The 25,509-nt window shown below is 65.5% G+C and carries 18 protein-coding genes; 7 read left to right on the forward strand and 11 right to left on the reverse strand.

Annotation, left to right across the window (positions count from 1 at the left end; translation table 11 throughout):
* The first annotated feature begins 37 nt into the window (after nt 1-37).
* Both ACSBOX_RS16660 and ACSBOX_RS16665 read left to right on the forward strand, forming a co-directional pair.
* Nucleotides 38-3,394 (forward strand): response regulator, encoded by a 3,357-nt coding sequence (locus ACSBOX_RS16660; protein WP_442543444.1) that lies wholly within the window; start codon nt 38-40, stop codon nt 3,392-3,394.
* Nucleotides 3,391-4,323: a GGDEF domain-containing response regulator gene (locus tag ACSBOX_RS16665; protein ID WP_442543445.1), complete on the forward strand. Its 933-nt coding sequence runs from the start codon at nt 3,391-3,393 to the stop codon at nt 4,321-4,323. Before ACSBOX_RS16660 ends, ACSBOX_RS16665 begins: the two co-directional genes overlap by 4 nt.
* Nucleotides 4,324-4,481: 158 nt before the next feature.
* On the opposite strand, the gene ACSBOX_RS16670 is transcribed toward ACSBOX_RS16665, so the two are convergent.
* Both ACSBOX_RS16670 and ACSBOX_RS16675 read right to left on the reverse strand, forming a co-directional pair.
* A complete protein-coding gene (locus ACSBOX_RS16670) occupies nt 4,482-6,395 on the reverse strand; it encodes an ABC transporter ATP-binding protein (RefSeq protein ID WP_442543446.1) in 1,914 nt (637 codons plus the stop codon).
* Nucleotides 6,392-8,062 carry an ABC-F family ATP-binding cassette domain-containing protein gene (locus ACSBOX_RS16675; protein ID WP_442543447.1) on the reverse strand — a complete coding sequence of 557 codons (1,671 nt, stop codon included), beginning with the start codon at nt 8,060-8,062 and terminating at the stop codon, nt 6,392-6,394. The genes ACSBOX_RS16670 and ACSBOX_RS16675 overlap by 4 nt, the downstream gene beginning before the upstream one ends.
* Before the next feature lie 261 nt (nt 8,063-8,323).
* Between ACSBOX_RS16675 and ACSBOX_RS16680 the strand changes: the two genes are divergently transcribed.
* The 5 genes from ACSBOX_RS16680 (at nt 8,324) to ACSBOX_RS16700 (ending at nt 12,314) form a co-directional block, all read left to right on the forward strand.
* Nucleotides 8,324-9,049 (forward strand): hypothetical protein, encoded by a 726-nt coding sequence (locus tag ACSBOX_RS16680; RefSeq protein ID WP_442543448.1) that lies wholly within the window; start codon nt 8,324-8,326, stop codon nt 9,047-9,049.
* Complete coding sequence (locus tag ACSBOX_RS16685; RefSeq protein WP_442543449.1) at nt 9,046-9,753, forward strand: hypothetical protein; 708 nt, start codon at nt 9,046-9,048, stop codon at nt 9,751-9,753. Before ACSBOX_RS16680 ends, ACSBOX_RS16685 begins: the two co-directional genes overlap by 4 nt.
* Before the next feature lie 247 nt (nt 9,754-10,000).
* Nucleotides 10,001-10,819 (forward strand): amino acid ABC transporter substrate-binding protein, encoded by an 819-nt coding sequence (locus ACSBOX_RS16690; RefSeq protein WP_241708172.1) that lies wholly within the window; start codon nt 10,001-10,003, stop codon nt 10,817-10,819.
* A 15-nt stretch (nt 10,820-10,834) separates the two neighbouring features.
* On the forward strand, nt 10,835-11,500 hold the full coding sequence (locus ACSBOX_RS16695) for an amino acid ABC transporter permease (protein WP_284764286.1): 666 nt from the start codon (nt 10,835-10,837) through the stop codon (nt 11,498-11,500).
* On the forward strand, nt 11,487-12,314 hold the full coding sequence (locus ACSBOX_RS16700) for an amino acid ABC transporter ATP-binding protein (protein ID WP_442543450.1): 828 nt from the start codon (nt 11,487-11,489) through the stop codon (nt 12,312-12,314). The genes ACSBOX_RS16695 and ACSBOX_RS16700 overlap by 14 nt, the downstream gene beginning before the upstream one ends.
* Nucleotides 12,315-12,395: 81 nt before the next feature.
* Here ACSBOX_RS16700 and ACSBOX_RS16705 read toward each other — a convergent pair whose 3' ends face one another.
* From ACSBOX_RS16705 to ACSBOX_RS16745, 9 genes are all read right to left on the reverse strand, one after another.
* Nucleotides 12,396-14,537, reverse strand: coding sequence for a glycosyltransferase family 39 protein (locus tag ACSBOX_RS16705; RefSeq protein WP_442543451.1), 2,142 nt, complete (start codon nt 14,535-14,537; stop codon nt 12,396-12,398).
* Nucleotides 14,538-14,598: 61 nt separating this feature from the next.
* Nucleotides 14,599-15,906: a glycosyltransferase gene (locus ACSBOX_RS16710; RefSeq protein WP_442543452.1), complete on the reverse strand. Its 1,308-nt coding sequence runs from the start codon at nt 15,904-15,906 to the stop codon at nt 14,599-14,601.
* 105 nt (nt 15,907-16,011) lie between these two features.
* Nucleotides 16,012-19,035: an alpha-mannosidase gene (locus ACSBOX_RS16715; protein WP_442543453.1), complete on the reverse strand. Its 3,024-nt coding sequence runs from the start codon at nt 19,033-19,035 to the stop codon at nt 16,012-16,014.
* 148 nt (nt 19,036-19,183) lie between these two features.
* Nucleotides 19,184-20,065: a formate dehydrogenase accessory sulfurtransferase FdhD gene (fdhD, locus tag ACSBOX_RS16720; RefSeq protein WP_442546053.1), complete on the reverse strand. Its 882-nt coding sequence runs from the start codon at nt 20,063-20,065 to the stop codon at nt 19,184-19,186.
* A gap of 1 nt (nt 20,066) precedes the next feature.
* Nucleotides 20,067-22,385, reverse strand: a complete 2,319-nt coding sequence (locus ACSBOX_RS16725; RefSeq protein WP_442543454.1) for an FdhF/YdeP family oxidoreductase — start codon at nt 22,383-22,385, stop codon at nt 20,067-20,069.
* A 62-nt stretch (nt 22,386-22,447) separates the two neighbouring features.
* Complete coding sequence (locus ACSBOX_RS16730) at nt 22,448-23,839, reverse strand: molybdopterin molybdotransferase MoeA (RefSeq protein ID WP_442543455.1); 1,392 nt, start codon at nt 23,837-23,839, stop codon at nt 22,448-22,450.
* The gene (locus ACSBOX_RS16735; RefSeq protein ID WP_171983416.1) at nt 23,836-24,123 is read right to left on the reverse strand and encodes a DUF6457 domain-containing protein; all 288 of its coding nucleotides are present in this window, start codon (nt 24,121-24,123) and stop codon (nt 23,836-23,838) included. The genes ACSBOX_RS16730 and ACSBOX_RS16735 overlap by 4 nt, the downstream gene beginning before the upstream one ends.
* A 31-nt stretch (nt 24,124-24,154) precedes the next feature.
* Nucleotides 24,155-24,766: a molybdenum cofactor guanylyltransferase gene (mobA, locus tag ACSBOX_RS16740; RefSeq protein ID WP_442543456.1), complete on the reverse strand. Its 612-nt coding sequence runs from the start codon at nt 24,764-24,766 to the stop codon at nt 24,155-24,157.
* A 37-nt stretch (nt 24,767-24,803) separates the two neighbouring features.
* Nucleotides 24,804-25,304, reverse strand: a complete 501-nt coding sequence (locus tag ACSBOX_RS16745; protein ID WP_028266173.1) for an HNH endonuclease — start codon at nt 25,302-25,304, stop codon at nt 24,804-24,806.
* Between the last annotated feature and the right edge of the window lie 205 nt (nt 25,305-25,509).

The raw sequence follows: 25,509 nt of genomic DNA on the forward strand, positions 1-25,509 counted from the left end.
TACAGGCCCGCATTGTCAGATCCAGCTGGGGGATCGCATGCATTTTCTTGGAGAGCGCCGCGACGCGCCGGCCATCGGCATGAGCGGCCACGGCCTGCGAAAGCCCACCCTGCTGTGGACGGTCATTGCCGCCGGTGCCGCAGTTGTGGTCCTGGCGATGGTCCTTGGAGCCAACCACGGGACGTCCGGGGCCCAGTCCGCCGGTGATCTCGCCATCCTGGCGGCAGTGCTGCTCGCCACCGTCAGTTGCGCCCGGGCAGCCCGGCGCAAGGACGAAAGCTCCCGCGCGTGGTGGGTCATGGCACTGGCCACGCTGATCTGGACCATCGGTCAATCCATCTGGACCTTCTACGGGCTGACGCTTGACCACGACTATCCCTACCCTTCCGCGGCCGATGCCGCATTCGTCGGCTATTCGATCCCGGCCGCGATCGGTCTCTACTTGTTCCCGCGTCCCCGGGTTTCCCGGGTTGCTTTCCTGCGCGGGCTCCTTGATGCGGCAGTGATCGCCTCGGCTGTACTGTTCATCAGCTGGGCCACCGTCCTCGGTTCCATGTACAAGGCCGGGGGGCAGGAACCCCTCGTCCACCTCACGGGCCTTGCCTATCCCGTTGCCGATATCGTGATGGTTTCCCTTGTCCTCATGCTCACGATGCGGAGGGCACCCGGCGAGCGCCTCAGGTGGGTCTGCCTGGGTGGCGGGCTCCTGGTCCTCGCGATCACTGACAGCACCTACGTTGACCTGACGTCCGACGGCGTCACCGGGCTCACCGGAACACCCTTGGCAGCAGGGTGGATCGCGGCGTTCCTGCTGATAGCCCTGGCCCCGTTGGTCCCTTACGCCCCGCGTCCCAGGACGGACCGGCGCCTCTACACCCTGGCGTTGGAGCTCCTCCCCTATGTCCCCGTTTTCGGTGCCGTGATGGTGGCGCCCATACGCGTCGGGCGCCCCGGCGACCCCTTCCTCCAGACCGTGGGACTTACCGTGCTGGCCCTCGCCGTCACGCGCCAGATCCTCATGATCCTGGAGAACATCAACCTGACCCGGGATCTCGAATCGAAGGTTGCCCAGCGGACGGCGGAGCTTGAAGGCCTCGGCGCAATCGTCAACTCCTCGGCCGATGCCATCGTGGGAAAGACCCTCGACGGCGTCATCACCAGCTGGAACCCCGGTGCGGAACGGATCTACGGGTACAGCGCCGCGGAGGCAATCGGCAGGAACGTTTCCTTCATCATTCCGGATGGCCTTCAGGATGAGGAGAACCAGCTCATGGCGGCCATCAGGGCCGGCGGGGAAACCCACAGCTACGAAACGGCACGGCTTCGCGTCGACGGATCCATCGTTCCGGTCTCGCTCACAATGTCCCCGATCCGCGGCACCGGCGGTATCCGCGGAGTCGCCACGATCGCCCAGGACATCACCGAACGAAGGATCGCCCAGGCCGAGTTGGTAACCGCCCGTGAAGCCGCCGAGGAAGCCAGCCGCTTGAAGTCGGAGTTCCTCGCGACGATGAGCCATGAGATCCGCACACCCATGAACGGCGTGATCGGGCTGACCGGCTTGTTGCTGGACACCCCCTTGGAAGAAACCCAGCGCCAATATGCCGAAGGCGTCAAGGGGGCAGGTGAAGCCCTGCTCACCCTCATCAATGACATTCTGGACTTCTCGAAACTCGAAGCCGGGAAGGTCGACCTGGACCCTGCGCCCTTCAATCCGCGCACCCTCGTGGAGGAACTGGCTGTCCTCCTTGCCGAAGCCGCACAAGCCAAAGGCCTCGAGCTGATTGCCTACTGCCGGCCGGAGGTTCCGGCGATGCTGTTGGGCGACGCCGGCCGCATCCGGCAGATCCTGCTCAACCTGGCCTCAAACGCCGTGAAGTTCACTCCCTCGGGGGAAGTCGTCATCAGCGTGAAGGTCGTGGAGCGGGAATCCACGAACGTGCGGGTGCGCTTCGAAGTCCGGGACACCGGTATCGGGATCGAGGCGGCAGACCATCTCAGGCTCTTCGAGTCGTTCTCGCAGGCCGATGCCTCTACCACCCGGCGATACGGTGGAACCGGCCTGGGGCTGGCGATCTCACGGAGGCTCACCGAAGTGATGGACGGCGAGATCGGGGTGGACAGTTCCTTGGGCAACGGAAGCACCTTCTGGGCCACCCTGCCCTTGGCGGTGAGCGGGCCCGCCGCAGTTCCGCCGTCGGTCTCCCCCGACCAGCTCACGGGACTGCGGGTCCTTGTGGTGGACGACAACTCGACCAACAGGCTGGTGCTCACGGCACAATTGGCGGGCTGGCGGATGAATCCCGAGGCTGTCGGCGACGCCCAACAGGGCCTGGAGCGCTGCCGCGAAGAGGCCGCCGCCGGACGTCCCTTCGACATTGCGGTGCTGGACATGTGCATGCCGGACATGAACGGCCTGGAACTGGCCCACAAGCTGAGCACCGACGTCGCGCTCGGATCCACACGGATCATCATGCTCACGTCCACGATGAATGTGGACAAAGCCGAACTCGTGGCCGCCGGGGTCCAGGAATGGCTGACGAAGCCCGTGCGCAGCTCCGAATTCTATGACCGGCTCATGCGCCTTGTAGCGGCCCGCCCCCTCGCGGCTCCCGCGGTTTCCCCGGCGATCCCGGTAACCATCAGCCAGCCTTCGCGCGGCCTGATTCTGGTCGTCGAGGACAACGAGGTCAACCAGCTCGTGGCCCGCAGCATGGTTGCGAAGCTTGGGTACGAGGCCGAGGTCGTCGCCGATGGCAGCGAAGCAGTCGCCGCCACTGCGGCAACACAGTATGCAGCGGTCCTGATGGATTGCCACATGCCCGTCATGGACGGATTCGAGGCCACCAAGGCCATCCGGGCACGGCACGATGGCCGCAGGAGGCTCCCCGTCATTGCCATGACCGCAGGCGCCCTGGATGAGGACCGCGAGCGCTGCCTTGCAGCCGGCATGGACGACTATCTGACCAAACCCGTGGACGTGGACAAACTGGAGCAGGTTCTCTCGCGATGGATACCGGAAACATCGAAGGAAAGTGCTAGCCCCGCCCTCGACCCCGCGAGGCTGGAAACATTGCGGGACCTGGGCCCGGCGGACGGATTGGGCTTGCTGCCTGCCGCCGCCCAGGCCTTCAGGCAAGACATTCAACCGAGCCTGGACGCACTCCGCCAGGCATTGCACAACGGCAGCGAAGAGGCATTCAGGCAAGTGGTCCACAAATTGAAAGGCGCCGCAGCCAACATCGGAGCCGCCCGCGCGGCCCGGATGTGCGAGGAATTGGAGCGCAACTCATCAAGCGGCAGGCCCGTCGATCCAGCGCTCCTGGCCGGCCTTGAAGCCGAATTGGCCCTTGTTGACGAAGCATTGGACCGCGCACTGTCGGTGGCCCCATGAAGGTCCTGGTGGCGGACGACGATTTCGGTTCGCGCCTGGTGGCGAAGGCGGCAGTGGAGCAGTCCGGCCACGAATGCATCGTGGCCGCGGACGGCAGCTCCGCGTGGGAGCTGTACCGGCAACACCGGCCGCAAGTGGTCGTGACTGACCTGATGATGCCCGGGCTCAACGGACTGGAACTCTGCCGCGCCATCCGTAGCGCGGAAGAGGATTCCTACACGTACCTCGTCCTTGTCACCTCGAAGGATGCACGCGAGGACGTCGTCGCGGGCATGCATGCCGGTGCTGATGACTACGTGGCCAAGCCGCTTGACCCGTTCGCCTTGCACACCCGGCTGCTGGTGGCGCAAAGGGTGACGTCGCTGCACACGGACCTTGCGCGCTACCGCGCCGCGCTCGCGGAGCAAGCGCGGACCGATCCCCTGACGAAGCTCCATAACCGGCTGAAGCTCTCGGAGGACCTGGAGCAGCTGCATCATCGAAGTGCCCGCTACGGCACCGACTACAGCCTGGCGATCTGCGACGTGGACAATTTCAAGAGGTACAACGATCTTTATGGCCACCAGGCCGGCGACCTCGCCTTGCAGTCGGTGGCGGCCTCCCTTGCCGCCCAAGGGCGCGAAAGCGATGGCATCTACCGGTTCGGCGGGGAGGAGTTCCTCTTCCTGCTGCCCGGCCAGACGGTATCCGGCGCAGAGGCAAGGCTCTCCCGCGCGCTGGAGGCAGTGCGGGGCCTGGGGATTGCCCATTCAGGAAACCCTTCCGGCACCCTGACCTTGAGCGCCGGCCTCTCGGCCTTTGTGCCCGACCACCGGGTCAGCAGCGAACGCCTCCTCAAGGAAGCCGATATGGCCTTGTACGCCGCCAAGTCCGCCGGCCGGAACCGCGTGGAGGTCGCGCCGGAAGTCCGTCAACACACCCGGAGCTGACGCCCGGCGCCGGAGCCGCGGCATCGCGGCGTCACGTGGTGCAGGTTTTTGGCCGTGGCCGATTCCCGAACCCGCGGGTTTCCGGGGTTGTCTCCGGCGCCGGGCGCTAAAAAGTTGCTCAGCGTGACAGTGTCGAACGCCCGGCGCCGGCGCCGCGCCTAAAGCTCCGGAACCGCTTCCTGGGCCACGGCCGTCGCCTCCGCGAACTGCGTGTTGTACAGCTCTGCGTAACGGCCGTCAGCGGCGAGGAGCTCTGCGTGCGAACCGCGCTCGATGATCGACCCGTCCTCCACGACGAGGATGACGTCGGCCGCCCGGATGGTGGAGAGCCGGTGGGCGATCACGACGGCGGTGCGTCCCTCGAGTGCCTCGCCCAAGGCCGCTTGGACGGCCGCTTCACTCGTGGAATCCAAGGCCGCCGTGGCTTCGTCCAGGATGACGACCTTCGGTTGGGCGATGAGGAGCCGTGCAATGGTGAGCCGCTGGCGTTCCCCGCCGGAAAGCCGGTAACCGCGCTCCCCCACCACGGTCTCCAGGCCGTCCGGCAAGGAGCGGACCATGGCTTCCAGCCGGGCGCGCCGGAGCACGTCCCACATATCCTCGTCCGTTGCTCCCGGCCGGGCCAGGCGCAAGTTGGAGGCGATGCTTTCGTGGAACAGGTGGCCGTCCTGGGTGACCATGCCCAGGGTCGCCCTGAGGGAATCGAACGTTACGTCCCGGATGTCCAGGCCGGTACCGCGCCCGTGCCCGCCGAGGCGCACGGCGCCGGAGTCGACGTCGTACAGGCGGGACAGCAGTTGCGCCACGGTGGACTTGCCCGCGCCGGAGGACCCCACGAGTGCCACGGTCTGCCCGGGCTCCACGCGGAAGCTGATACCGTGCAGGACTTCCTCGCCGCCGCGGGTATCGAGCGTCGCCACTTCCTCCAGCGAGGCGAGGGAGACCTTGTCCGCGGACGGGTAGCCGAAGCGGACGTCGTCGAACTCCACCGCGACAGGTCCCGAAGGCACCGGGACGGCGTCGGGCTTTTCCTGGATGAGCGGCTTGAGGTCCAGGATCTCGAAGACCCGCTCGAAGCTGACCAACGCGCTCATCACCTCGACGTGCGCACTCGACAGCGCGGTGAGCGGCGCATAGAGCCGGGTGAGCAGCAGCGCCAGCACGACGACGTCGCCCGCGGCCAGCTGCCCGCTCAGCGCGAGCCAACCGCCCAATCCGTAAACCAGCGCGAGGGCCAGTGCGGAAACGAGGGTCAGCGCGGTGATGAACGTGAACTGCAACATCGCGGTGCGGACGCCGATGTCCCGCACACGGCCGGCCCGCAGGGCGAACTCGGCGGATTCTTCGTCCGGGCGGCCGAAGAGTTTGACGAGCGTGGCTCCTGGAGCGGAGAAACGCTCCGTCATCTGGGTTCCCATGGCCGCGTTGTGGGACGCCGCCTCACGGCGGAGGTCGGCCAGCTTGGATCCCATGCGGCGCGCGGGGATGAGGAAGATGGGGAGCAGCACCATCGCCAGCACGGTGACCAGCCAGGAGGTGTTGAGCATGACCACGAGCGTCAGGATCAAGGACACCACGTTGCTGACCACCCCGGAGAGCGTGCCCGCGAAGGCCGACTGGGCTCCGATGACGTCGTTGTTGAGGCGGCTGACGAGGGCGCCGGTACGGGTCCGGGTGAAGAAGGCGATGGGCATGCGCTGCACGTGGTCGAACACTCGGGTCCGCAGATCCACGATTACGCCTTCGCCGATCACGGATGACAGCCAGCGGGTCAGCAGTCCCACTCCGGCGTCGGCGATGGCCACGGCAGCGATAAGCCCTGCCAGCCCTACCACGACGTCCACGCCGGCCTTGGCGATAAGCGCGTTCACCACCTTGCCGGCCAGCACGGGGGTGGCTACGGCAAGGAAGGCACTGGCAATCGAGGCCAGCACGAAGGCGATCAGCTTGTTGCGGTGCGGTTTCGCGAAAGCGAGGACGCGCTTGATGGTTTCGCGGGAGAACGGCTGGGAGCCGCTCTTGGCGCGGGTGATGTTGTAGAGCGAGCGCCAGGCGACGCCATCCATGCTCATGGCTTGTGATTCCCCATTCCGGAAGTGTGGTGCAGTTCGGTCACGATGCCGTTGTCAAGGTGCCAGCGGGAATCGAGCCGGACGTTTTCGAGCAGGCGGCGGTCGTGCGTGACCAGCAGGAGCGCGCCGTCGTAACCGTCGAGGGCTTCCTCAAGCTGCTCGATCGCCGGCAGGTCGAGGTGGTTGGTGGGTTCGTCCAGGACCAGCAGGTTGACGCCGCGGGCCTGCAACAGCGCGAGCGCCGCGCGGGTGCGTTCGCCCGGGGACAAGGAATCCACGGTCCGGGAGGTGTGGTCCGCCTTGAGGCCGAACTTGGCAAGGAGGGTGCGGACATCCGCCGAGTTCCATTCGATCAGGACGGATTCGACGGCGTCTGCCAGGGTGAGGTGCCCCGCCAGCAGTCCACGTGCTTGGTCGATCTCGCCGATCGCCACGGACGCACCCATGGAGGCGTCTCCGGCGTCCGGCTCCTGGAGTCCCAGCAGCAGCCGCAAGAGGGTGGATTTTCCTGCTCCGTTGGGTCCCGTGATGCCAATGCGTTCGCCGGCGTTGAGCTGGAGATTGACAGGTCCCAGCGTGAAATCGCCTTGGCGTGCCACGACGTCGCGCAAGGTCGCCACGACGGAGCTGGAGCGCGGAGCCTGGCCGATGCTGAACTGCAGCTGCCATTCCTTGCGTGGCTCTTCCACCTCGTCGAGCCGGGCGATGCGGGACTCCATCTGGCGGACTTTCTGTGCTTGCTTTTCCGAGGACTCGACGCTCGCCGCCCTGCGGATCTTGTCGTTGTCCGGGCTCTTCTTCATGGCGTTCCGGACACCCTGCGAGCTCCATTCGCGCTGCGTCCGTGCCCGGGACACGAGATCCGCCTTGGTGTTGGCGAATTCCTCGTAGCGTTCGCGTGCGTGCCGTTTTGCCACCGCCCGCTCTTCGAGGAAGGAGTCGTAGCCGCCGTCGTAGACCGCCACGCTGTTCTGGGCAAGGTCCAGCTCCAGCACCTTGGTGATGCAGCGCGCCAGGAACTCGCGGTCGTGCGAGACGAGCACCGCGCCGCCGCGAAGGCCGTGGACGAACGATTCAAGCCGGGCGAGCCCGTCGAGGTCCAGGTCATTGGTGGGTTCGTCGAGGAGCACGACGTCGAAGCGGCTCAGCAGGAGCGCGGCGAGGGCAACGCGGGCGGCCTGCCCACCTGAAAGGCCGGTCATGAGCGCATCCGGACCGGATTCCAGGCCAAGCTCCGCCAACACTGCGGGGATCCGGTCCTCCAGGTCCGCGGCACCCGATGCCATCCAGCGGTCAAAGGCCAGGGAGTATGCGTCGTCGGCTTCAGGGGTCCCGGCCGCGAGACCCTCGGCGCCGGCTTCCATCTCGGCCGTTGCCTGGGCGCAACCAGTGCGGCGGCCAATGTAGGCCGCGACGGTTTCGCCGGGAGTGCGTTCGTGTTCCTGGGGCAGCCAGCCGACAAAGGCGTCGCTGGGAGCGAGGCTGACCGTGCCCTCCTGGGGGCGGTCGGCTCCCGCAAGGATGCGCAGCAGGGTGGATTTCCCGGCGCCGTTGGCGCCGACGACACCCACGACATCTCCTGGCGCGACGGTGAGGGAGAGCTTCGAGAACAAGGTGCGGTGACCGTGGCCGCCGGAGAGCTCTTTGGCGACAAGCGTTGCAGTCATTGGTCTATCCTCTCACTGCTCCGCTCCTGAGCGGAAAGGCCTGCCACGCGAAAAGGGGCAGCCGTTTGAAAACCCTGCCGTGCGAAAAAGACCGGGGCATGGAAGAACCCGCTGGTCCGTACTTGGGGGGTGTGCGGACCAGCGGGTTCGAGAATCAAGCATAATTCAATGTGCGCTCATCGTAAAATTGACCTCACGCGAGCTGGCAGGAGCCGCCTGCCGGACGCCGCCCGCCGGTCATCGCCTATCAGAAAGTGGTTAATGTCCCTCCCTTCCAAGGCGTTCCAACGCTGGCTGCACGGTATCGCTCCGGACACCAGCACGGCCGATGTGTGCCGCTTTTCGGGAGTGAAACGCACTACGTTGGCCCAGCAGTTGGTCCGCGGCAAGGTGGCCGAGAGTTCGCTCGTGAGCATCAGCCGGGCCTTCGACATGAATCCCTTCGACGCGTTGGCGCAATTCGAGGCCTACGCGGCGCTTCGCGGGACCCCGGTTCCCCCTACTGACGCGGAACTCGTCAGCCAGGTCTCCACCATGGACCTGCTGCGTGCAGTCGTAGAGCGCTCCGGCCCCCGGGACGGCGTCGCGCCTTTGGTCCTGGCAGAGACTCCGCACGCGAGTTCGGTCAGGAACTGGGTGGACGCGATCGACGACGGCGAGCTCCGCCATCGCGTGAGCGAGGTCACCGGGATCGCGCCGCAGAACTTCTCCGCGCACCTGACGGCCAACCGGCTGCCCCCTGAACTGGCCCTGGCAACGTCGCGAGCCGCCGGCGTCGGACCGGCCGGAGGCCTTGTGGCCAGCGGCCTCGTCACCGAGGCCGAGGCAGGATGGCCCCCCGGGGCGCGGCGCGCCGCCCTGGACAGGATGACCGAGGGCGAACTGGCACTGTTGGCCGGAGAGCGGCTGCAGGCGCTGGGCAAGGCCCTGCGCCGCCATGAACACGAGCTCGACCACAACAACAGAATCTGGGAGAACTTGGGATGATCACCGTATTGGCGTGGGCCACGCTCCTCGTTTGCGTCACCTTGACGGCCATTCGCATTCCCAGCGCCTTGCGGGGTGAAAACCGGATGATGTTCGTCCTGTTCGCCCTGATTTCCCTCGACATCCTGCTCAGCATCGAGGGCCCGTACATGCTGATTGACGGATGGCTGGGCAACTTCAACCTCTGCAACCTGCTGCTCCGGTTCCTGCTCTACGGAACGTTCCTGCTGATGGGCATCAAGGTTGCCAGGGCGTTTGGCTCACATGGCGGTGAACGTGCCATCCGCGGGCCGATCGGTTTGGCCGTCCTGGGTGCTACCGCGGTCCTGACTGCAGCCTTCTTCTTCTCGACGGACACCTCGGGCTCCAGCGTGGGCCTGGACGCGCTGACGTGGGGGCCGTCCCTCGAGGTCTACGCCGCTTTGGGACGGTTTTACCCGGGCTACGTCGCCGCGTGCCTACTCCCGGGCATGTGGCGGTCAGTTCGAAACCCGGGTCCCGTCCTGCTCCGCGCCGCGTCCGCGACCCTGCTCCTGGGCCTCGGATTGCTCATCGTTTCCCAGGTGTTTCCGCTCATCCCGCTATCGAACACGTGGCTGCGCCCGCTCATCAACTACTCGGCCGCCTTGGCGGCTGCGCTTGGCTTGGGAGGCATCTGGTTGTCCAAAACCGTTGCCAGCCGGACTCGCCGCGCGGTAACGTAAAAAACATACCGCGTAACCTCTTTCATAAATCCATTATATCGTGGCATAATTATGAATGTGTGAAGGCGACGCAGCCTGACCTTTGAATCAATGAACGGGTTTCCAAGGTTCGTGGCGCGTGCGGAAGCACTTTTGGGGGGATGAGTGGTGGCGGGCTGTTGGGGACCGCCCCCACTCAGCCTTTTTAAGCGTCCTTGTGTGTAGGCCCGGGACAAGCCGGTACGGTCCCGTGACTAAGATGGCTTTCATGAAGAGCTTGTCCAATCGCCGCATAGCACTGTCCGCAACCCTTGCCGCCGTCGCGCTGGCACTGTCCGCTTGCGGCGGCGGTTCCTCGCCGTCGTCGACGTCGGGTGGAGACACCTCGCTCTCCGACGTCAAGTCCAAAGGCGAGATCGTCATCGCCACCGAAGGCACGTACCGGCCGTTCAGCTTCCACGACAACGGAGCCGGCCCCCTCACAGGCTTCGACGTCGAAATCGCCCAGGCCGTGGCCGGCAAGCTCGGCGTGAAGGCAACCTTCCAGGAAACCCAATTCGATGGCATCTTCGCGGGCCTTGATGCCAAGCGCTTCGACGCTATTGCCAACCAGATCTCGATCAACCCTGAGCGCACGGCCAAGTATGACTTCTCGGTGCCCTACACGATCTCCAACGGCGTCGTCGTGACCAAGTCCGACAACAACTCCATCAACAGCTTCGCCGACCTCAAAGGCAAGACCACCGCCCAGTCGCTGACCAGCAACTTCTACAAGATGGCAGTCGATGCGGGCGCCAACGTCCAGTCCGTCGAAGGTTGGGCGCAAGCCGCCACCTTGGTCCGCCAGGGCCGCGTCGACGCAACGGTCAACGACAAGCTGACCTACCTCGATTACGCCAAGAGCACCCCGGACTCCGGCTTGAAGATCGCGGCAGAGACCACCGACAAGACGCAAAGCGCCATGGTCTTCCGCAAGGGATCCACCGAACTCAAGGCCGCGGTGGACAAAGCCCTCGCGGACCTTCGAACGGACGGAACCCTGGCAAAGATCTCCCAGAAGTACTTCGGCGCAGACGTTACCAAGTAGCCGGCGGCCAAACAGATGACCTTCAACTGGGACCTCGTCTGGAGTTCCTTCGGGCCGATCGTCGGCGGCGCCGTCACGGGCACCATCCCCCTGACCTTGGCCTCGTTCGCCCTGGGCCTGGCCTTGGCCCTGCTCGTTGCGCTCTTGCGGCTGAGCCCCAACAAGCTGCTCTCCGGCGTCGCGCGCTTCTACGTTTCCGTGATCCGCGGGACGCCCCTGTTGGTGCAGCTGTTCGTGATCTTCTACGGCCTCCCGAGCATCGGCGTGAAGCTGGAGCCGTGGCCGAGCGCCATCATCGCGTTTTCGCTCAATGTGGGCGGTTACGCGGCCGAGGTCATCCGCGCCGCGATCCTGTCCGTGCCCAAGGGCCAATGGGAGGCCGGGCACACCATCGGAATGTCGCGGCCGCAAACGCTCGTGCGGATCATCCTGCCGCAAGCGGCCAGGGTTTCGGTGCCTCCGCTGTCCAACACCTTCATTTCCCTCGTGAAGGACACCTCGCTGGCTTCACTCATCCTGGTCACCGAGCTTTTCCGCAACGCCCAGCAAATTGCCGCGTTCAGCCAGGAATTCATGATCCTGTATCTCGAATCGGCCTTGGTCTATTGGGTCATTTGCCTCGTCCTCTCCACGGGCCAGTCCGCCCTGGAGCGTAGATTGGACCGTTATGTCGCCCACTGAGCCCAGCAACGCCTCCCAGGGGAACTCCGGGCTGGTCCTGTCCGCGCGGGACCTCGCCAAAGCCTTCGGCAGCAACGAAGTACTGCGCGGCATCGACATCCAAGTCCGCCGCGGACAGGTGGTTGCCTTGATCGGGCCTTCCGGTTCGGGAAAGACGACTGTCCTCCGCTCGCTTAACGGCCTCGAAGTGCCCGACGCCGGCACGGTCACCTTCGGGGACGCCGACGCCGGTACGGTCCGGGGCTCCGGCGCGGGACTGACGCTCGATTTCGCGGGCACCGTGGGCAAACGGGAGATCGCCGCCCTCCGGGACCGCAGCGCCATGGTGTTCCAGCACTACAACCTGTTCCCGCACATGACGGTGCTCAAGAACATCATCGAGGGACCTCTGCAGGTCCAGAAGCGCCCCCGCGCGGAAGTTGTTGCCGAAGCCGAGCGGCTCCTGGCCCGGGTGGGCCTCGCGGACAAGCGCGATGCCTATCCCTTCGAACTGTCAGGCGGCCAGCAGCAACGCGTGGGAATCGTGCGTGCCTTGGCCCTCAAGCCCCAATTGCTACTCTTCGACGAGCCCACCTCGGCCCTGGACCCGGAACTCGTGGGTGAAGTGCTCGGTGTCATCAAGGAACTTGCCGACGAAGGCTGGACCATGGTGATCGTGACGCACGAGCTCGCCTTCGCCCGCCAGGTTGCCGATGAAGTCATCTTCATGGACGGCGGCGTGGTGGTGGAACGCGGTCCTGCCGCGGAGGTCCTGCGGGAACCGCGCGAGGAACGCACCAAGCAATTCGTCAAGCGCCTCCAGCACGACGTCTGAACCCAACTGACTCGCAGTTGTTGTCGTTTTGGCGGCTGTAAACGACATTAACTGCGAGCCAGTTGGGCCGGGGCCGCTCGCTCATTGGTGCAGACGGTAGACGGTGCTCCCTCCGACTGTTGTAGCCGGGAACGTTGCTTGGACCCACTGCGTGATGGCCGAGGATGTGCCGCTCCCTGCTGCCCGTCCCAGGCCACGCGCGTCCGTCCCGCTATCGCTGCGGGCCGCCGGGCCTTGTCCGGGATTTCCAGGATCCGAGGCACCTGCCTTGCCGGGCGCGCCTTGGCCACCCGGACCTCCAAAGGGACTGCCCGGAACGAAGTAGGAAATTTGTCCTGCGGCAACCATTTGCTTGAACTGGTCCAGGCTCGGATAGGGATCGGAACCGCTGAAACCGCCAATAGCCATGACCGAAGTATCGGAACCGAGCTCGAGGGCCGCGGCACTGTTCGCGCCAACGGTGGCAGCAGACCACTTCGTCTTCGTCGCCTGCAGCAGGGTGTTCAGCGCGGAATTCCCGAGGGGTTCGGTGAATCCTCCTGCCGCGGCCTGGGGGTTGGCGGCATCGGAACCACGGAAGCGGTCGAAGGCCCCGTTACGGGAGTTGGCACTGGCCGGGCTGGTGAGCCCTGCGAGCCCCATCGCTTGGTTGTTCGCTCCTGAGCCCGGTCCCGCGGAAGGCGAGCCTCCGGTATGGCCGGTGGCCGCAGTGGCTACAGTCCATGCGCCCGCGCCGAGCCCTGTTGACAAGAGCGCCAGGATCGCCGCCGCCGCACTGGCCTTCCCAAGCCGGATCGGACCAGCCACGATCAAGGCTGCGCTCAGGACGCCTGCAGCGAGGACTGTCCACCGGAGCCACGGGAGCCACCCGGGGTCGCTGGAAAGCAGCACGAACGACCAGATCGACGTCAGCAGGACGGCCGACACAAGCACGGCCCGGGACGCAGGCTGGGAACGGTGTTTCCAGAGCTGGACCCCGACGATGCCGAGCAACGCGGCGACGGCAGGGGCAAGTTCGACCGTGTAGTAGGCGTGGATGGTGCCACTCATGAAGGAAAAGACAGCGGCGGTGATGACGAGCCATGTGCCCCACAAGACCAAGGAGGCACGGATCGCGTCGGTCCTCGCGGCCCGGCGCGTGAACCACAGTCCGGCTACCAGGAGGAGGAACGCGGCGGGCAGGAACCACGCCACTTCAGCGCTGAACTCGCCGCCGAACAGGCGGAGGACGCCGGGAGGGCCACCGAACGAAAATCCAGCCCCACCTCCGCCGCCGCCAGGCACAGCATCGGCGCCACCGGAATAGCGGGCGAAGTCCGGTGCCGCCCCTCCCCCGGGATTCGCGCTGCCCCGGCCCAGGATCCGGCTGAGACCGTTATAGCCGAAGACGAGTTCCCACAGGGAATTTCCCTGCGACCCCGCCATGTATGGCCGCACGGATACCGGAGTGAGCTGGAAAACCAGCGCGTACGCGCCGGTGACGAGCGTGATGCCTCCCGCGGCGCCGAGCAAGTGCAGAAGCCTCTTCTTGAGCGGAACCGGGGCGGCCAACAGGTAGGCAAGTCCGAGCGCCGGGACGGTCATCAGCCCTTCGAGCATCTTGCTCAGGAAGGCCATGCCGACAAACGTTCCTGCCCAGAAAAGCAGGGCGGGGCTGGCCTTCTGGGTGGCTTTCACAGTCATCCAGGCCGCCACCATGAGGCAGAAGACCATCATGGCATCGGGGTTGTTGAAACGGAACATGAGTGCGGCTACCGGAGTCGCGGCAAGGGCGGCTCCTGCGACAAGCCCTGCGGCCGGTCCCGCCGCCCGTTTGACGGCCAAGTAGAGCATCCCGACGGAGGCGATTCCCATGGCAGCCTGGGGCAGAAGCATGGTGAAGGAACTGAATCCGAAGACGCGGCCCAGCAGTGCGGGTATCCAGAAAGCTGCCGGCGGCTTATCGACCGTAATGGCGTTCGACGGGTCCAGGGATGCGAACAGCAACGCCGTCCAGTTCTTTGTCCCCGACTGGATGGCCGCAGCGTAGAAGGAATTGGCGTATCCGGAATTCGTCAGATTCCACAAGTAGACCAGCGCGGCAACCAGGAGCAGTGCCGCGGCCGAGGGCCTGACCCATCGCGGTTGATTCTCGCCGTACGCGAGGCGCTCCCATCGATGGGCGAAAGCGGCCTCTCGGGGAGCGGCGGCGTTCTGGTCCCGGGTGGGAATGCTGACAGTCATGGATTTGGAGCTCATTGTGTCTTTCACTTTGAAATGGAGCGTTTGTGGGCCTGCGGCACGCCTAGGGCTGGCGCGGTTGCTTGAAGACCCAGACCCTGAACAGGATGAACTTCAGCAGGGTCGCCAGGAGGTTGGCGCCGACGACGCCCGCTACTTCGACGCCTCTAGGCGGCTCACCTCCGGAAGCCAGCCAGAAGAGCACCCCGGAAGTCAGCGCCAGGCCAAGGGCGAAGACCACAAGGCCCTGGAACTGATGACGTACAGCGCCCGTCGCTCCGGACACCCCGAAGGTCAGCCGCCTGTTGGCCGCGGTGTTGGCAACCGCCGTGATGAGCATCGCCACGAAGTTCGCGGTCTGCGCATCGGCGAACGTACGCATGAAGACGAACAGGGCGAGATAGGCCAACGTCGAGACGACACCCACGACGCCGAAACGGAGCATTTGCCCCAGGAGCGCGCCGTTGCCTTTGTCCGGGGCCTTGCGGCCAAGGGCGCTGCGCAGCTCGGCGACCGGTATCCGCCCCGTCATCATGTCCCGCCCGATCCGCGCGATCCCCTTCAAGTCATCGATCGAGGTCCGCACGATGTCAACCGACGAGTGCGGGTCATCTATCCAGTCGACCGGCACCTCGGCCACCCTGAGACCGGCCCGGTCGGCGATGACCAGCAATTCGGTGTCGAAAAACCAGGCATCGTCGACGGTGCACGGCAGGAGGGCGCGCGCGATGTCGGAACGGATGGCTTTGAAGCCGCACTGCGCGTCCGAGAAGCGTGCGCCCAGTGAGCCGCGGAGGATGAGGTTGTAGCTTCGGGAGATGAACTCCCGTTTGGCTCCTCGAACGACGCGCGAGTTACGGTTCAGGCGGGTTCCGACCGCCAAATCCGAATGCCCTGACAAGAGCGGTGCAATGAGTGGTCCGAGGGCGGCAAGATCCGTGGACAAATCGACGTCCATGTACGCGACCACTGCCGCCTCGGACGCGAGCCATACGGTCCGAAGGGCCCGCCCGCGCCCCTTCCGGTCCAGGTGCTCGACGCGCACTTCGCTGAGTTCGGCACTGAGGCTGCGTGCGATCTCCAGGGTCGAGTCTGTGCTGGCATTGTCGGCGATGGTAATGGTGAACAGGTGCGGGAAGCTGTCCTTGAGATAGGAATGCAGGCGACGGACCGCCGGTTCGAGGGCCGCTTCTTCGTTGTAGACCGGGATTGCGACGTCAAGAATCACGCTGCCGTCGGACGTGCTGATCGGAGCCCGTTCGGGCCGGATGGCAGGGATGCGGCGGGCGGTGGACTCCGCCGCTTGCTCTTGTCCCCCGGGCTGCTGCCGTTCCGTTTGTTCGGCGGGCAGCCGTCCGGAGTCGGTCGTCATCGCATTGGACATTGTCCCAAGGTACGCAACGAAGGTTGGGGCTTCCCTGACGGAGCCTGTGCGTCAGCCGTAAACCGGCCCGGCCCACCGCCCGCGCCGTCGGCGCTAACTGAAACGCAAGGTCACCAACTGGAACGGGCGCAGAGTCAGTTCGGCGGCGCCCGCCCCAGGCTTCACCCCTGGAGCCTCAACCGGGCGCTCCAAGAGGTCAACGGATTGCACCTTGGTGGATTCGAAGTTGGCTGTGATGAGGCCAGTGGAACGCTCCCCCAGCGATTCGTAAAGCCGCACGATCACGTCCCCGGAGCCGTCCTCGGCAAGCTTGACGGCCTCGATGACCAGCGCTTGGTTGAACACCGTGAAGAGCGGTTCCACAGGGTTCGCGCCCGCGAGCAGCCTTGGCTTGAGGTTGGTCCGGTAACCCTCTTCCACGGCGTCGCCGATGCTGGCGCCGGGCCGGATGCTCAGGTCCAGGACGTGCACACCGAGGTCGGCCTGGGGGTCAGGGAACTTGGGTGCCCGCAGCAGTGACGCGCGGACATTGGTGGTGGTTCCGCCGTCGTCGCGGATGGTCCGGGTGACGTCGTGTCCGTAGCTCGATGAGTTGGAAACCGCCACACCGTAACCCGGCTCCGCCACGTGGATCCAGCGGTGGGCGCAGAATTCGAACTTGGCAGCTTCCCAGGACGTGTTGGTGTGCGTGGCCCGGAATACGTGCCCGAACTGGGTCTCCGAGGCGGAACGGTCAGCGCGGACATCCAGCGGGAAACCGATCTTCAGCAGTTTCTCGTGTTCCTGCCAGTCCACCGTGGTGGAAATACCGAGGGATTCCGCGCCGGCCTCAAGTGAAATGCGCTGCGTGATCGTGGAGGAGCCCACCGTCCGCTCCACCACGACGACGGCGTCCCAGCCTGCGCTTTCCAGCGTCACCGATCGCGCGTCGACTACCGAGACGACGTTCCGGCGGTAGAACTCGTCAATGTCCCAGGCATCCCATTCGTTGGGCGTGTCCCGATGGAGCTCAAGGTGGTTTCCGAATGTCCCGGGCGCAACGGCTTCCCGGCCCGTTGCGTAATCCGACAGGGAGGTCAGCAATCCGTTGGCGTCCAGCACCGCGCGGATGATGCCGTTGTCCAAAACATACCCGCCGGCGCGTTCCGTGACCTTGACTGGATGATCCGAGTGGACCGGCTCGGCAGCGGCGAGCGCGGGTACGCCGCTGCGTTCGTGCGGGGCCGCATTGAGCAGGAACATGGTGTCTCCCTCGCCCAGCAACGCGGACGCGGCACCCGCAATGATGCCTTCGAGTTCCCGGGCGATTGCGGCGTAGTTCCGCTCCGCATCCTGGTGGACCCACGCGATGGAACTGCCCGGCAGGATGTCGTGGAACTGCTGGAGCAGCACCAGCCGCCACAACCGCTTGAGGTCCGCCGCGGGATAGGTGAACGAACCTGCAGTCCGTACTGCCGCCGTCGAGCACCAAAGCTCTGCCTCGCGCAGCAGGTGTTCCGAGCGGCGATTGCCTTGTTTCGTGTTGGCCTGGCTCGTGTAGGTGCCTCGATGCAGCTCGAGGTACATCTCGCCGACCCAGACCGGGAGGTTTCGGTACTCAGCCTCGGCCTGCTTGAAGAACTCCTCGGCGGTTCCCATGCGCACCTTCGGCGAGCCTTCCAGATCCGCTGTCCGGTGGGCTGCGGCAACCATTTCGCGCGTGGGTCCGCCGCCGCCGTCGCCGTAACCGAAGGGGACCAGCGAGATGGTGCCGCGGCCGTGCTCCCGGTAGTTGCGCTGGGCGTGGGCGAGTTCGCGGCCGTGGAGTTCGGAGTTGTAGGTGTCCACGGGCGGGAAGTGGGTGAAAAGCCGCGTGCCGTCGATGCCTTCCCAATTGAAGGTGTGGTGCGGCATCTTGTTGACCTGGTTCCAGGAGATCTTTTGGGTCAGGAACCACCGGGAACCAGCGGCCTTGACGATCTGCGGGAGGGCGCCGGAATATCCGAAGGAGTCAGGCAGCCACGCTTCCTGGCAGTCGATGCCGAACTCCTCCAGGAAGAAGCTCTTGCCCTCGACGAATTGGCGCGCCATGGCCTCGCCGCCGGGCATGTTGGTGTCCGATTCCACCCACATGCCGCCGACCGGCACGAATTGACCGGCCTTGACCTTTTCCCGTATCCGGATGAACAGCTCAGGATAGAACTCCTTCATCCATGCCAATTGCTGCGCCGAGGAGCAGGAGAAGACGAAATCGGGGTTCTCGTCCATGAGCGCGACGACGTTCGAGAAGGTGCGGGCGCATTTGCGGATGGTTTCACGGACCGGCCATAGCCAGGCCGAGTCAATGTGGGCGTGGCCAGTGGCCAGAAGTTCGTGGGCCGAGGCGTAGGCGGGCCGGCTCAAGACCTCGGCGAGGGCTTCCCTCCCGGCGGCTGCGGTACCGGCAACATCGTCCGGGTCCATGACGTCGAGCATGCGCTCGAAGGCGCGGAGGATCTCATGCCGCCGAGGCAATTCGAAGGGCAACTCGTGCATCAGCCCGCTGAGGGTCCAGATGTCCTGGTGGAGCTCCCACACCACTTCGTTGAGTTCGGCTATGGCGATGCGTCCGAGCCGGTAGCGGGGTTCGTCTCCGGAAGTGGTTTTGTCCCCCAAGGGAGTTGCTGCGAAGCTCCACCCCTGGCTGAGATCCGGATTGGCGGCGGCTTCCACGTAGAAGTCCACTGAGAGGCCGCCACCGAGCAGCTTCAGCGGGACGTGCTGGTTGCGCGGGGAGATCGCCTTGATGATGGTGCCGTCCGGCCGCCAGGCAATGCCTTCGCACTGGAATCCCGGGGCGTCGATGCTGAACCCGAGATCGACGACGATCTCCACCGCGGTGCCGTCCGCGACTCCCCAGCCCTCCGGGACCTCGCCCCGAAGCCGCAGCCATTTGGTGCTCCAGGCCTTGCCCCACGCAGCACCGTGTTCCTGGGGTTCAAAGACCTGGCGGACCGCTTCCGACACCGTCACCGGTTCTCCCGGGGCATCCCAGCTGCTCAATTCAAGAGGCAATGCCCGGCCATGGATGGCGGGCGCTATCCGCTCCCGGACAAAACGTTCGAGCCGCTTCTCGGTGATCCGGCGGTCGTCGTGCAATTGAAGTCCCCTTTGCGGTGGGCTGGCTTGATTGCTTCCTTACCGGTATGAGCAGCCTGAATCGGCAGGGTCATTGTTCGGAAGAAACAGATTCCATTCGATGGATAAAATCTACGTTGTTCCGGAACAATAGCCAAGTGATTGGCGGTCATCCCCGCAAATCCGAAGACGCGGCCGGAACGCCCACCCGGTCACTGCCTGCGTAGACGTTCAGGCTGGTCCCCCGGCTGAATCCCACCAGGGTCAGGCCGGTCTCCTGTGCGAGTTCCACCGCGAGGCTGGAGGGTGCGCTGACAGCGGCCAGAACCGGAATCCCTGCGAGCGCCGCCTTCTGGACCAGCTCGAAGGACGCCCGCCCGGAGACTTGCAGGACGGTGCCGCGCAGGGGCAAGAGTCCTTCGCGCAGCGCCCAGCCCACCACCTTGTCCACCGCATTGTGCCTGCCCACGTCTTCCCGCAGGCACAGCAGCTCAGCAGCACCGTCGTCGTGGATCCGGAAGAGTCCAGCAGCATGCACTCCCCCGGTCTTGTCGAAGACCGCTTGTGCTTCGCGGAGACGGTCAGGCAGCGAGGCGAGAACCCCCACCGGAACGCTCAGGGGGTCGCCCGCCGGGCTGAAGTGCGAGGATTTGCGCACTGCCTCGATGGAGTCGGTGCCGCAGATTCCGCACGAGCTGGAGGTGTAGACGTTGCGGCCTGTCTCCGGCAGGACGACGTCGGGACGCAACTGGGCCTCCACGACGTTGAAGGTCTGGACGCCGTTCTCGTCCTCGCCGGCACAGAAGCGCAGGGAAATGAGCTGGGCCGGGTCCCAGATGACGCCTTCGGAGACCAGGAAGCCGGCCACGAGGTCAAAGTCGTCGCCGGGCGTCCGCATGGTTACCGAGAAGGACATGTGCCCCAGGCGCACCTCGAGCGGCTCTTCGACGGCCAGGAAGTCCTCCCGGTAGCGGACCGGGTGCTCCAACGCCTGGGCGGAGCCATCCAGGACAAATTTGTGCACCTTGCGGCGCTGGGTCACCCGGCCCATCTCAGATACCCACCCTCCCGGCAGCATCCCCATGCTTGACGAACCGCACTGTCATGGCCTTGTAGCCCGGCGTATTGGATTCACGGGCAACGAGCTCCCGGTGGACCAACGCGTTGGCCTCCGGGAAGTACGCCGCCGCGCAACCCTTCGCAGTGGGGTATGCAACCAGCCGGAATTTGTCCGCCCGCCGTTCCGTTCCGCCGAAGGTGGAGATGACGTCCACCATGTCCCTGTCCACGAAGCCGAGCTCATGGAGATCCTCCTCGTGGACAAGGATGACCCGGCGGCCTTCGGAAATTCCCCGGTAGCGGTCGTCGAGCCCGTAGAACGTGGTGTTGTACTGGTCGTGGCTGCGGACTGTCTGCAGGATCAGGTGGCCGGCCGGGGCTTCCAGGTACTCCAAGGGGCTCACGGTGAAGCGTGCCTTGCCGATGTCCGTGGCGAACGTGCGGGTGTCACGTGGCGGATTGGGCAGCACGAAGCCGTTCTTGGTCCGCACCCTTGCGTTGAAGTCCTCGAAGCCGGGGATCACCCTGGCGATATGGTCCCGGATGACGTCGTAGTCCTCCGCCATGGCACGCCAATCCACAGGATGGCCATCCCCGAGCACTGCCTGGGCCATGCGTGCGACGATGACGGGTTCGCTGAGCAGGTGCTCCGAGACGGGGGTCAACCGGCCCTGGGTGGAATGGATGACGGACATGGAGTCTTCCACGGAGAGGATCTGGCGCCCGCCCGGGTGTTTGTCGTCCGTGTCGGTGCGGCCCAGGGTGGGCAGGATCAGGGAGGTCTTGCCGTGCACCACGTGGGCACGGTTGGGTTTGGTGGAGATGTGCACTGTCAGCCCGGCCCTCTTGAGCCCCGCTTCCAGTGCGACGGTGTCCGAGCCCGCCGCGGCGAAGTTGCCGCCCATCGAAACGAACACGTCCACATCGCCCTTCTCCAAGGCGTGTTGGGTTTCCACGGAGTCGTAACCGTGGGCCCGTGGCATGGTGAATCCAAACTCTTTGTCCAAAGCTGCCAGGAAGCGTTCGGAGGGCTTCTCCCAGATGCCCATGGTGCGGTCACCCTGCACGTTGGAGTGGCCTCGGACGGGGCAGGCACCGGCACCCCGCTTGCCGAAGTTTCCCTGCAGGAGCAGCAGGTTGACGATTTCCCGCAAGGTGTCCACGGAGTGCGGCTGCTGGGTCAGGCCCAGTGCCCAGCAAATGATGGTGCCCTTCGAGGCGGCCAGCATTCCGGCCACCTTGGTGATTTCGATGCGGCTCAGGCCCGTGGCGCGTTCCGTCTCGACCCAGTCCAAGGCAGCCCGGGCTTCGGCGTACGCCTCGAAGCCGTCGGTTTGGGCCTCGATGAAGGCGCGGTCCACCACTGTTCCCGGCTGCCGCTTCTCCTCCTCCAGCAGGAGGTGGCCCAGCGCCTGGAACAAGGCAAGGTCGCCACCGACCTTGATCTGCAGGAATTCATCGGCGATGTCCGTGCCGCCGCCCACCACACCGTTGAGCGACTGCGGATCCTTGAAGTTGAGGAGCCCTGCTTCCGGCAATGGATTGACGGCTACAACCTTGCCGCCGTTGTTCTTGCAATCACGCAGCGCGGAGAGCATGCGCGGGTGGTTCGTGCCCGGGTTCTGGCCGACCACGAGCACCAGTTGCGCTTCGTGGATGTCTTCCAGGGAGACCGTGCCCTTGCCGATGCCGATAGTCGGGTTGAGGGCGCTCCCGGAAGACTCATGGCACATGTTCGAGCAGTCGGGCAGGTTGTTGGTGCCCAGGCTCCGGGCGAACAGCTGGTACATGAAAGCGGTCTCGTTGGCCGTCCGCCCCGAGGTGTAAAAAACGCAGCGCTCCGGCGTCGTGGCATTCACGTGCTCGCCGATCAGGGTGAAGGCATCGGTCCAGCTGATCGGCGAATAGTGCGTGTCTCCCGGGCGGATGACAACCGGCTCGGCAATGCGCCCTTGGCTGCCCAGCCAGTATTCGGTCTTGTCCTCAAGTTCGGCCAAGGAGTGGCGGGCCCAGAATGCCGCGTCGACCACGCGCGTGGTGCTCTCCTCGGCGATCGCCTTGGCCCCGTTTTCGCAGAACTCGGCCGGACTGCGCTTGCCGGTGATGGACTCCGGCCAAGCGCAGCCGGGACAATCGAAACCATCCCGTTGGTTGACGCGGAGCATTGACTTGACGGTCCGGCTCACACCCGCTTGGGACCAACCCCGTTCCAATGCCACGGTGACCGCCTTGACTCCGGCGGCGGAGCGCTTGGGCGGGTGGATCTGGAGGTCATCTTCATTGATGTCCTGCTCGGGAGCATGCCTGTTCATGTCCCCATCATTGCAAGGCCTGACCCGCTAATCCACCCGCGTCCATCCGGCGCCGGAAGTTCTCAGCCTGTCAGGGCGCTCCAGTCCACCGGCCCGGACGGAACCTTGCGGGCAGAACGGGAGGGAGACTTCTTGGCCTTGTCTTCCGGGGGCTTCGGCTGCGGAAGCGGCGGCCCCCATGGCAACGGAAAAGCCGGCACTGCCTCGCCCAGTTGCACGCCGTGCGGCGGCACCACCATGACTCCGTCCGCGCTGGCGAGGCCGCGCATCATCCCCGGCCCCGCATGCTGGGCCGGCGACGCCAAGCCGTACACGAACCTGAAGGGAAGCAAGCGCGTGCGCCCCGGGTCGGCGTCGAGCATTGCACCGCAAGGCACCTCGCCGACGTCGGGCAGCGTCCCGTGTCCCAGCCCGGCAAGGAGCGGTGCGCCGATCGTGAAGAGAACCATCATGGCCGCGAGGGGATTGCCGGGAAGACCCAGCACGAAGCGTCCGTCCGGCAATTCGGCCAAAACGGCGGGATGTCCCGGGCGCATCGCGATTCCATCAATCAGCAAGCGGCCGCCGAGCTCCGCAATGGCCCGACGGAAATGGTCTGTCCCCGACCGGCCTGTTCCCCCGGTGGTGATGACGACGTCAGCAGGTGGCGTGTCCGGAGACAGCTCGCCTTCTTCCAGGGCCGAGAGCCATTCGGCATAGGAGTCGCCTATCTTGATTTGCTCGCCGCCGATCCCGCCAAGGAGCTCGACGACGGCGCCAAGCTGGGGACCGAAGGTATCCCTCACCAGCCCGGGGGCCGGGACACCTGCGGTCACCACTTCGGAGCCGGTCAGGAGCATTTTCACGAGTGGCTTGCCCAGGACGTCCAGTTCGTCGCGCCCGGCCAGTGCGGCCAGTGCGAGGTGGGCGGGGTTCAGCACGACGCCGGATTTGACCAGTAGCTCTCCTGCCGCGGCTTCTTCGCCCGCGTTGCGGATATGTTGCCCGTTGCGCGGTTCGCCGGGTTTCGCGTTCCCTCCCAGCGCAAGGAGCGGCAAGCCATCCTCGTCCGTGGTCAGGACTCCGCTCTCGCTCCGCAGCACCGCCTTGGCACCCGGCGGGATCAGGCCGCCGGTGGTGATCGGGCTCGCCTGGTGCGGGGCCAGCCTGTGGCCCGGCTCCGCCAGGATCCACGGGCCGCCGCCGTTGACCGCCCAGCCATCCATCGCCGAGGACGCATAGTGCGGCAGGTCCTGCAGGGCGTGGACGTCCGAGGCCAAGGTCCTGCCGATGGCGTCCTTCAGGGCGACGGGCGCGGCGGGAATGGGTGTGGCACTGTCGAAGGCAAGTTGCCGGGCTTCCGCCCACAAGTGGTCGGCGTGCGGGACACGCTCGACGTCCGGGGCCGGTTCGGTCGTGGCGCCGGGCGGCTCGGCGCCTTCTCCCGCGGCGCCTTCTTGAGGGGATTCCGTCATCCGGCGTCGGTTCCGGGGTTCGTATAGTCCTTCGCGAGCGTGCGGGCCAGGCCCATCGCGGCATCCATCGACGCGGATTCGCTCGCCTGCCCCGAACCCGCTGCGAGTCCGGCTGCGAAGCCTGCGATGAAGGTGGTCAAAGGAGCCGCCGGCCGGACCACTGAATGGGCTGCAACCCCTGCCAGGGACAGGATCTCGTTGATGTCGATCTCGACGTTTTCGAGCTCATATGCTTGCAGCAGGCTCCTGCACCATTCCTCGAGCGTTTCTTCCTGGCTCTTCACGATCCGCCTCCACAGTCCGGTACAGCTGTTGTCACGGCAGGTCGCCGTCCACTCCGAGCGCCGCGGCATCGTCCCAGGTATCCACGTCGTCGGTGGATCCTTCGGGGACAGGCACGGCCAGCAGATCAAGCCTAGCAAGCAGCCGGAAGACCGCGGCGTTGGCCAGGCCACCCTCTTCCGACACAGCCTGCACTTCCCGCTGCAAGGCAGATACCCGGTAGATCCCGAGCAGCGGCTGCTTCCGTCCATCGGAGGAAATGGACAGGGCTCCTTCCGATTCCGGGTGAGCGGAAAGTTCCTGGAGCAGGACGGGAACCGCGGCGGCGGCCAGGGGCATGTCGCAGGCCATGACGAGCACCCAGGCCGAATGGTTCGGGGACAGACTTTGGCTGTGGCCCAGGGCGAGCAGTCCAGCGGCGATCGCGGCTGCCGGTCCGGCGAAGGACGGGTCCTCCCGTGCGGTCAGCGTGCCGTCCGGCAAAGTGCCGGGATCCGGCCCGACGACGACGACTCTCCCGGCTCCGCGCGTGGCCGCCAGGGCGCGCTGAAGGAGCGTGGCGCCGCCGTACCTCAGCTGGGCTTTGGGCACGCCGCCGAGGCGGGAGGACTTGCCACCCGCCAATACCATCGCATCAAAGTCCACCCGCCCAGATTACCCGGGAAGCGAGCTCAATTCCGGTTCAGGCCGCCGATTCAGGGAGGAGGAAGGGATCCCATGCGGGCGCAGGTTTCTCAAGCTCCTTGATCTGCCAGATAGTCCCGGTGGGCGCCGCGGGAGTGAACCTCAGTTTCCAGCCCATCTCGGCTGGAGTGTGGTCACTCTTGGCGTTGTTGCAGCGCAGGCACGCTGCCACCAGGTTTTCCCAGGAATCCGCGCCGCCCCTGGATTTGGGGTGGACGTGGTCAATGGTGTGGGCTGCTTTCCCGCAATAGGCGCAACGGTGACCGTCGCGGCGCAGGACGCCGCGGCGTGTAACCGCCGTGATGGTGTTGTACCTTGGCCGGATGTAGCGATTGAGCAGAATCACAGACGGACGTCCGAGAATCTCCTGTGGCCCGACGACAGGCTCGTCGCCTTCGGCCACTACGCTCGCTTTTCCGGTGAGCACAAGGACCAGCGCCCGGCGGAAGGTTACTACCGCCAGCGGTTCATATCCAGCATTCAGAACGAGTGTGCGCATGCACGTACCTCTTCACGGCCGCACCCGTCAGGGGCGCGAGGGCCGGCTGCCCTCTGCATGTACGGGCTGTGGATCGACAACCTAAGAGTAAACACCCGGAGGCCAGATCAACGAATCCTTGCGGGAGTTCCAGCACAGTGTCGGTCAAAGTTCACGTGCCGGACACGTAGCGCATGCTGGTTAAAACAGAACATCCCCGCGGGCG

The sequence above is a fragment of the Arthrobacter sp. KN11-1C genome, from assembly GCF_052180225.1.
Taxonomy (GTDB): domain Bacteria; phylum Actinomycetota; class Actinomycetes; order Actinomycetales; family Micrococcaceae; genus Arthrobacter.

Coding starts and splice junctions, on each gene's coding strand:
- ACSBOX_RS16725 (WP_442543454.1), bottom strand. CDS start 22,385: ATGAACAGGCATGCTCCCGAGCAGGACATCAATGAAGATGACCTCCAG.
- ACSBOX_RS16690 (WP_241708172.1), top strand. CDS start 10,001: ATGAAGAGCTTGTCCAATCGCCGCATAGCACTGTCCGCAACCCTTGCC.
- ACSBOX_RS16705 (WP_442543451.1), bottom strand. CDS start 14,537: ATGACTGTCAGCATTCCCACCCGGGACCAGAACGCCGCCGCTCCCCGA.
- ACSBOX_RS16695 (WP_284764286.1), top strand. CDS start 10,835: ATGACCTTCAACTGGGACCTCGTCTGGAGTTCCTTCGGGCCGATCGTC.
- ACSBOX_RS16680 (WP_442543448.1), top strand. CDS start 8,324: ATGTCCCTCCCTTCCAAGGCGTTCCAACGCTGGCTGCACGGTATCGCT.
- ACSBOX_RS16660 (WP_442543444.1), top strand. CDS start 38: ATGCATTTTCTTGGAGAGCGCCGCGACGCGCCGGCCATCGGCATGAGC.
- ACSBOX_RS16670 (WP_442543446.1), bottom strand. CDS start 6,395: ATGAGCATGGATGGCGTCGCCTGGCGCTCGCTCTACAACATCACCCGC.
- ACSBOX_RS16710 (WP_442543452.1), bottom strand. CDS start 15,906: ATGACGACCGACTCCGGACGGCTGCCCGCCGAACAAACGGAACGGCAG.
- ACSBOX_RS16665 (WP_442543445.1), top strand. CDS start 3,391: ATGAAGGTCCTGGTGGCGGACGACGATTTCGGTTCGCGCCTGGTGGCG.
- ACSBOX_RS16745 (WP_028266173.1), bottom strand. CDS start 25,304: ATGCGCACACTCGTTCTGAATGCTGGATATGAACCGCTGGCGGTAGTA.
- ACSBOX_RS16730 (WP_442543455.1), bottom strand. CDS start 23,839: ATGACGGAATCCCCTCAAGAAGGCGCCGCGGGAGAAGGCGCCGAGCCG.
- ACSBOX_RS16700 (WP_442543450.1), top strand. CDS start 11,487: ATGTCGCCCACTGAGCCCAGCAACGCCTCCCAGGGGAACTCCGGGCTG.
- fdhD (WP_442546053.1), bottom strand. CDS start 20,065: ATGGGCCGGGTGACCCAGCGCCGCAAGGTGCACAAATTTGTCCTGGAT.
- ACSBOX_RS16685 (WP_442543449.1), top strand. CDS start 9,046: ATGATCACCGTATTGGCGTGGGCCACGCTCCTCGTTTGCGTCACCTTG.
- ACSBOX_RS16675 (WP_442543447.1), bottom strand. CDS start 8,062: ATGACTGCAACGCTTGTCGCCAAAGAGCTCTCCGGCGGCCACGGTCAC.